Raw genomic sequence first — 6,560 nt, forward strand, 5'->3', positions numbered from 1 at the left:
CGGCATCGGCCTTCGAGAAGGCGCCGCGGGCGAACAGCGCGCGCATGATCGCGTCGGGCACGGTCAGGAACGCCGCGACGAACGGGATCGAGAACAGCAACGTGAAGTCGAACGCGCGGCGCTGCGCTTTCATCGCGCCGTCAAGGTCGTTGGCCGTGATCCGCCGCGACATCTCCGGCAGCAGCACCGTTCCGATAGCGATGCCGATCACGCCGATCGGGAGCTGGTTGAGCCGGTCGGCATAATAGAGCGCCGACAGCGCGCCGGCCGGCAAAAAGGTCGCGATGATGGTATCGGCGAACAGCGCGACCTGCGTGCCCATCGAGCCCAGCGTCGCCGGGCCCAGCGCCTTGAAGAAGCCACGGACGTCTTCGTCGAGCTTGAGCGGGGCAAAGCGCGGCAGGCCGCCATGGCGCGCGAGATCGCCGGCGAGCAGGAAATATTGCAGGAAGCCGGAGATCAGCACGCCCCAGGCCGCGGCGTGGCCCGCGGTCGGAAACCAGACGGCAACCGCCAGCGTCATCATCATGGCGACGTTGAGGAAGATCGAGGCCGCCGCGGCGCTGGCAAAGCGCTGCATCACGTTGAGCATGCCGCCATAGAGCGTCACCAGCGTGATCAGCAGCAGATAGGGAAAGGTGATCCGGGTCAGCTCGATCGCGAGCTTGCGCTGCTCGGCATCCTCGGAAAAGCCCGGCGCGAGGATGCTCATGGCCTGCGGCATGAACAGCCAGGCGACGACCAGCAGCAGAACTTGCGAGGCCAGCAGCAACGTGAAGATGCGATCGGCGAACAAATGTGCCGCCGCCTCGCCCTTCTCGCCATGGACATGGGCATAGGCCGGCACCCAGGCGGCGTTGAAGGCGCCCTCGGCGAAGATCGCACGGAAGTGATTGGGCAGCCGCAGCGCGACGAAAAAGGCGTCGGCCACCGGGCCGGCGCCGAGGATCGCCGCGAGCATGATGTCGCGGGCAAATCCCGTCAGCCGCGAGAGCAGCGTGTAACCACCGACCGTGAAGATGCGTCCGAGCATGCGTCTGTTTTAGAGCATGGCGCGATTAGGTCTAGGTGCTAGCCGTGGAGGAAGCGCGCCCCCTCCCCCGCTTGCGGGGGAGGGCTGGCGAGAGGGTGTCTCAACGACGAAGACTCCCCCAGAGGAGAGACCCCTCACCCGCGCCTTCGGCGCGGCCTCTCCCGCAAGCGGGAGAGGTGAAGAACCACCGCGAAATCAGCCCGCCAGCGCACCGCGCACGGCGGCGATCACGCGCTCCTGATCGGCTTCGGTCAGGTAGGCGTGCATCGGCAGGCTGATGACGTCCTGCGACAGGCTCTCGCAGCCAGGCAGGCCGCCGTCGGCAACCGGATATTGCTTGTAGGCGGTCTGCTGATGCATCGACTTGCCGTAATAAATCGCGGTCGGCACGCCCTGGGCTTTTAGCGCGGCAGCGAAACCGTCGCGATCGGTCCCCTTCGGCAGTCGGATCGTGTACTGCGCCCAGACCGAGGTGTTGCCGGGCGCCAGACGCGGCACGGTGACGACGTTGGACAAGCCACGCGCGTAGCGCTCCGCAACCCTGTTGCGGGCGGCGATCTCGTCGTCAAAGATCTTCAGCTTCTCGATCAGGACCGCGGCCTGCATGGTGTCGAGCCGGCCGGTCAGGCCGAGGCGGACATTGTCGTATTTGTCGACGCCCTGCCCGTGCACGCGGATGCTGCGCAGTGTCGCCGCGAGCTCGTCGTCATCGGTGAAGATGGCGCCGCCGTCGCCGAAGCAGCCGAGCGGCTTTGCCGGGAAAAAGCTGGTCGCAGTGGCGAGCCCGAAAGTACCGAGCTTGCGGCCCTTGTAGCTCGCGCCAAAGCCCTGTGCGGCGTCATCGAGCACGAACAGGCCCTCGGCCTTGGCGATCTCGGCGATGGCGTCGTGATCGGCCGGTTGGCCGAACAGATCGACCGGAATGACCGCGACGGGCTTGAGGCCGGCCTTCCGCGCAGCCGCGATGCCGCGCTTCAACGACTCCGGGCTCATGTTGAAGGTGGCTTCATCGACGTCGACATAAACCGGCGTCGCGCCGGTCCGCGCCACGGGCGAGGCGGTTGCGATGAAGGTGAAGGACGGACACAGCACGGCATCGCCGGGCCCGACATTCTTCGCCATCATCACCATCAGGATGGCGTCGGTGCCGCTGGCGCAGCCGATCACATGCTTGGCGCCGCTGTAGGCCGCGAGCTGCTTCTCGAACTCGGCGACTTCAGGACCGTTGACGAACTGGCAATGGTCCATCACGCGCTTGACCGCGGCATCCAGTGAGGCGCCGAGCCGGCGGCGCTGCGAGCCGACGTCGATGAACGGAATGGGTTCGGAACGCAGATGCTGGTTCATGGTCTGGTTCTTGGCGCCTTCTTGAATGGTCGACATGGATGAAGGGTTCAGCCGGCGACGCGGCGCGGGCCCTTGAGGGCGGGCGATTTGGCCGCGGGCCGTGACGGCGTCTCGAGGCACTGCGTGGCGATCTCGAGGCTGGCGACGCCTTCGTCGCCGGTGACCGCCGGCGTTTCGCCGTTGCGCACGGCCTTGAGGAACGCGATCAGCTCGGCACGAAGCGGCTCGTCATGACCGACCGGCAGATGCCGCATCGAGTAGCTGCCGTCCGGTTTGAAGCCGAAGCACTCGGTGACCTGGCGCGTGAGCAGGTCGCCCATCACGTATTTGCCGCGGGTCGCGACCGTGACGCTGCGCGCCTTGAACGGCGTCAGCCAGTTGGTGTTGATGTGCGCGAGCACGCCGCTCTCGGTGCGGAACTGCAACAGCGCGATGTCCTCGCGCTCGGCAACCGCGCTCGACAGCTGCGGCTGCACCTCGACGATGTCGGATTCGGTGAACCAGCGGATCAGATCGATGTCGTGCACGGCGAGGTCGATGACGACGCCGACATTGGACATGCGCGGTGGGAACGGGCCGACGCGCGTGATTGCGATGGAGAGAATGTCCTCGCCCGCGATCGCCTGCTTGACGGCGGCGACCGCCGGATTGAAGCGCTCGACATGGCCGACCATCAGCGTCACGCCGGCCTTTTGCGCGGCGGCAACGATCTCGCGGCCCTCTTCGACCGTGGACGCAATCGGCTTCTCGACCAGAACATGAATGTTCTTGGCGATGCAGGCGAGCGCGACCTCGTGGTGCAGATGGGTCGGAGCTGCGATGGTGACGGCATCGACGCCTTCGGCGAAGAGCTGGTCGAGCGTCTCGAAGCTCGCGCAATTGGCAAGTTCGGTCGCGCGCGTGCGATGCGCAGGCGAAGGATCGACGACGCCGACGAGGCTGACGCCGGGAAGACCGCTAAGCACCCGCGCATGGTTGCTGCCCATCACGCCGGCGCCAATGACGCCGACGCGCAAGCCGGCCTTTGCCGGTGCAGACCCTTTGGAACTCATTTGAGCAAACCCCGATTCAACGCAAATCCCCGGCGCGCTTCTAGCACGGACGCCACATTTGTGGCGAATGCCGCCCTGGCGGCCCGGACACGATTTGATTCAAAAAGTTACACGTTCCCCGGGCCTTAAGCCGAAAAATACCGCCTCTTCGGCCCGGGTCGCGTGATTCGGAGTTTGCTGGTTACGACCTTTGATAGTCGTCTTCAATCCGGATGATGTCGTCTTCCCCGAGATAGCTTCCGGTCTGGACCTCGATCAGTTCCAGCATGATTTTACCGGGGTTCTCCATGCGGTGGACGGCGCCCATCGGAATGTAGATCGACTCGTTCTCGTGCACGGTCTTCACGGTCTCGTTGACGGTGACACGGGCTGCGCCGCGAACCACGATCCAGTGCTCGGCACGATGATGGTGCTTCTGCAGCGACAGCCGCCCGCCCGGCTTCACCACGATGCGCTTGACCTGGTGGCGCTCGCCATTGTCGACGGACTGATAGCTGCCCCAGGGCCGGTGCACCTTGAGGTGCTCCTCGGTGACCTTGGGCGCGACCGCCTTCAACTTCGTCACGAGACGCTTCAGGCCGTTGGCGTCCTTCTGGCGCGAGACCAGAACCGCATCCGCGGTTGCGACCACGACGAGATCGTCGACGCCTTCGAGCGCGACCAGCGCCTGGTCGGTGGTGACGTTGCAGTTGCGGGAATCCTCGAACACGGCGGCGCCGTGCGCCGCATTGCCTTGCGCGTCCTTGTCCGAGAGCTCCCACACCGCGTGCCAGGAGCCGACGTCCGACCAGCCGCACGACACCGGCACGACCGCCGCGCGCGAAGTTTTCTCCATCACCGCATAGTCGATCGAGATCGCCTTCGCCGAACCGAACGCCTCGGGCTCCAGCGTGACGAAGCCGAGATCGCGGCCGGCATTGTTGACCGCATTGGTGACCGCCTCGACGCTTGCCGCATCGACCTTGCGATATTCGTCGAGCAGCACACTCGCCGGGAACATGAAGTTGCCGCTGTTCCAGAGATAGCCCGAATTGACGTAGTCGGAGGCCTTCACCGCGTCCGGCTTCTCGACGAAGCGCGCGACCGCATGCACCTCGCCGGAGATCACCTCGCCCGGATTGATGTAGCCATATTCGGTCGCCGGCCGCTCCGGCTTGACGCCGAAGGTGACGATGCGCCCGGTGCTCGCGGCCGCAAGACCTTCGCGGCAGGCGGCGACGAAAGCGGCAGTGTCCTGCACCACGTGATCGGCGGCGAGCGCGAGCACGACGGCTTCACTGGCGCGGTTCTGCGCGAACACCGCGCCCGCGGCGATCGCAGGTCCTGAATCACGCCGCATCGGCTCGAGGATCACGTCGGCCTCGATGCCGATCTCGGCGAGTTGCTCCAGCACCATGAAACGATAGGACGCGTTGGTGATGACGATCGGCCGGTCGAACAGCTGGGGATCCGAGACGCGCAGCAGCGTGTCCTGGAAGGTCGAGCGCGTGCCGAACAGCGGCAGGAACTGCTTGGGCCGCACCTCGCGCGAAGCCGGCCACAGCCGCGTGCCGGCACCGCCGCACATGATCAGGGGGATTATGCGTTTGTCCATCGTCATCTCAAACCTTGAAGTAGTCCCGATACCAGGTGACAAAATTGTGGACCCCATGCTCGATCGGCGTTGACGGTGCAAAGCCGGTGTCGCGCATCAAATCCTCGACATCCGCGAACGTTTCCAGCACATCTCCCGGCTGCATCGGCAGCAATTCTTTGATCGCCGTCCGGCCCAGCTCCCGCTCCAGAAGACCGACGACGTGCATCAGTTCCTCCGGATGGTGATTGCCGACATTGTAGAGCTTAAACGGCGCATTTGCGGCAGAAGGATCGTCCGCGGGCACAAGATCGATCAGCTTGGATACGACACGCGTCACATCATCAATATAGGTGAAGTCGCGGCGCATCTGCCCATGGTTGAAGAGCCGGATCGGCTTGCCCGCCATGATGGCGTTTACGAACAGAAACATGGCCATGTCGGGCCGTCCCCATGGCCCGTAGATGGTAAAGAAGCGCAAGCCCGTGACCGGCAGGCGATAGAGATGGCTGTAGGACTGCGCCATCACCTCGTTCGCCTTCTTGGTCGCGGCGTAGAAGCTGACGGGATGATCGGTGCGGTCCGCAACCGCAAATGGCATTTTTGTGTTGGCGCCGTAAACGGAGGATGACGAGGCGTAGACGAGATGGCGACAGCCGTTATTGCGGCAGCCCTCGAGCACGTTGAGAAAGCCGACGAGGTTGGAATCGGCGTAAGCGTGCGGCTGCTCGATCGAGTAGCGCACGCCGGCCTGCGCCGCGAGATGCACCACCTCCGTGAAACGATGCTGCGCAAACAGCCTCGCGATCGTCTCGCGATCGACAAGATCGGCCTCGACGAAGGAGAAACCGGAGCCGTTCTGCAACAGCGCCAGGCGCGCCCGCTTCAGTGCCGGATCGTAATAGGGGTTGAGATTGTCGAGCCCGACGACGGTGCGGCCTTCGCCCAGGAGCTGCCGGGCGACGTGAAAACCAATGAAACCAGCCGCGCCGGTAACCAAAATCGCCTGATCTGTCATCCTGTTCCCTGGGGATCCAAGCCGGCCCTGTTTAGCCGCCACTTCGATCGGCTCGCAATAGGCCCGCCGCGCGTCATGAGGACTCCTCTCAGCGTCCTTAACGAGGGTCAGCATCCTTAACGATGGCTATTGCAAGATCGGCGCCAAAACCATACCAAAGCGGCCGAATTCGGCGCTCGCGTCGGGTTGCCTCAAATCTTCGCAAACCCTGTTCATGCGGACGAGATGCGCCGAATCCTGCTTTCGACGGCCAAAATCCTGATTTCCGCTGCGCTGCTCTATCTGGCGCTGCGCAAGGTCGATCTATCCGAACTGTTTTCGCGCTTCACCGTGACCAGCCTGTTCTGGATCGGCGTGGCGATCGCGATCACGTTCCTGCAGATCTTCGTCGGCGTGCTGCGCTGGCGCGAGATCAGCGCCGTCTGCGGCGCACCGCTCGAGCTCGGCCGCGCCATGCGCTACAACGTGATCGGCTCTTTCTTCAACCAGACCCTGCCGTCGGCGATCGGCGGCGATGCGGTCCGGCTGTGGCTGGTC

Annotated in this window: 6 protein-coding genes; 1 reads left to right on the forward strand and 5 read right to left on the reverse strand. The window is 64.5% G+C overall.

Going from position 1 to position 6,560, the window contains the following annotated elements; all coding sequences use genetic code 11:
* From murJ to MOV75_RS23120, 5 genes are all read right to left on the reverse strand, one after another.
* Nucleotides 1–1,033: murein biosynthesis integral membrane protein MurJ (murJ, locus tag MOV75_RS23100; protein ID WP_247006675.1), on the reverse strand; the 1,033-nt coding region annotated here is incomplete at its 3' end.
* A gap of 195 nt (nucleotides 1,034–1,228) precedes the next feature.
* The gene (locus MOV75_RS23105) at nucleotides 1,229–2,416 is read right to left on the reverse strand and encodes a DegT/DnrJ/EryC1/StrS family aminotransferase (RefSeq protein WP_309486872.1); all 1,188 of its coding nucleotides are present in this window, start codon (nucleotides 2,414–2,416) and stop codon (nucleotides 1,229–1,231) included.
* Nucleotides 2,417–2,427: 11 nt separating this feature from the next.
* A complete protein-coding gene (locus MOV75_RS23110) occupies nucleotides 2,428–3,432 on the reverse strand; it encodes a Gfo/Idh/MocA family protein (protein WP_247006676.1) in 1,005 nt (334 codons plus the stop codon).
* A 181-nt stretch (nucleotides 3,433–3,613) separates the two neighbouring features.
* On the reverse strand, nucleotides 3,614–5,026 hold the full coding sequence (locus tag MOV75_RS23115; RefSeq protein WP_246931147.1) for a mannose-1-phosphate guanylyltransferase/mannose-6-phosphate isomerase: 1,413 nt from the start codon (nucleotides 5,024–5,026) through the stop codon (nucleotides 3,614–3,616).
* Between the two features lie 7 nt (nucleotides 5,027–5,033).
* Nucleotides 5,034–6,023: an NAD-dependent epimerase gene (locus MOV75_RS23120; RefSeq protein WP_246931148.1), complete on the reverse strand. Its 990-nt coding sequence runs from the start codon at nucleotides 6,021–6,023 to the stop codon at nucleotides 5,034–5,036.
* Nucleotides 6,024–6,248: 225 nt separating this feature from the next.
* Between MOV75_RS23120 and MOV75_RS23125 the strand changes: the two genes are divergently transcribed.
* Nucleotides 6,249–6,560 (forward strand): lysylphosphatidylglycerol synthase transmembrane domain-containing protein (locus tag MOV75_RS23125; RefSeq protein WP_247006677.1); only part of this gene is annotated, 312 nt, incomplete at its 3' end.

Source organism: Bradyrhizobium sp. PRIMUS42 (genome assembly GCF_023006515.1).
Taxonomy (GTDB): domain Bacteria; phylum Pseudomonadota; class Alphaproteobacteria; order Rhizobiales; family Xanthobacteraceae; genus Bradyrhizobium.

Bases quoted from the DNA above. Each gene is read 5' to 3' on its own strand.
- MOV75_RS23110 (WP_247006676.1), bottom strand. From the start codon at position 3,432: ATGAGTTCCAAAGGGTCTGCACCGGCAAAGGCCGGCTTGCGCGTCGGC.
- MOV75_RS23115 (WP_246931147.1), bottom strand. From the start codon at position 5,026: ATGGACAAACGCATAATCCCCCTGATCATGTGCGGCGGTGCCGGCACG.
- MOV75_RS23105 (WP_309486872.1), bottom strand. From the start codon at position 2,416: ATGTCGACCATTCAAGAAGGCGCCAAGAACCAGACCATGAACCAGCAT.
- MOV75_RS23120 (WP_246931148.1), bottom strand. From the start codon at position 6,023: ATGACAGATCAGGCGATTTTGGTTACCGGCGCGGCTGGTTTCATTGGT.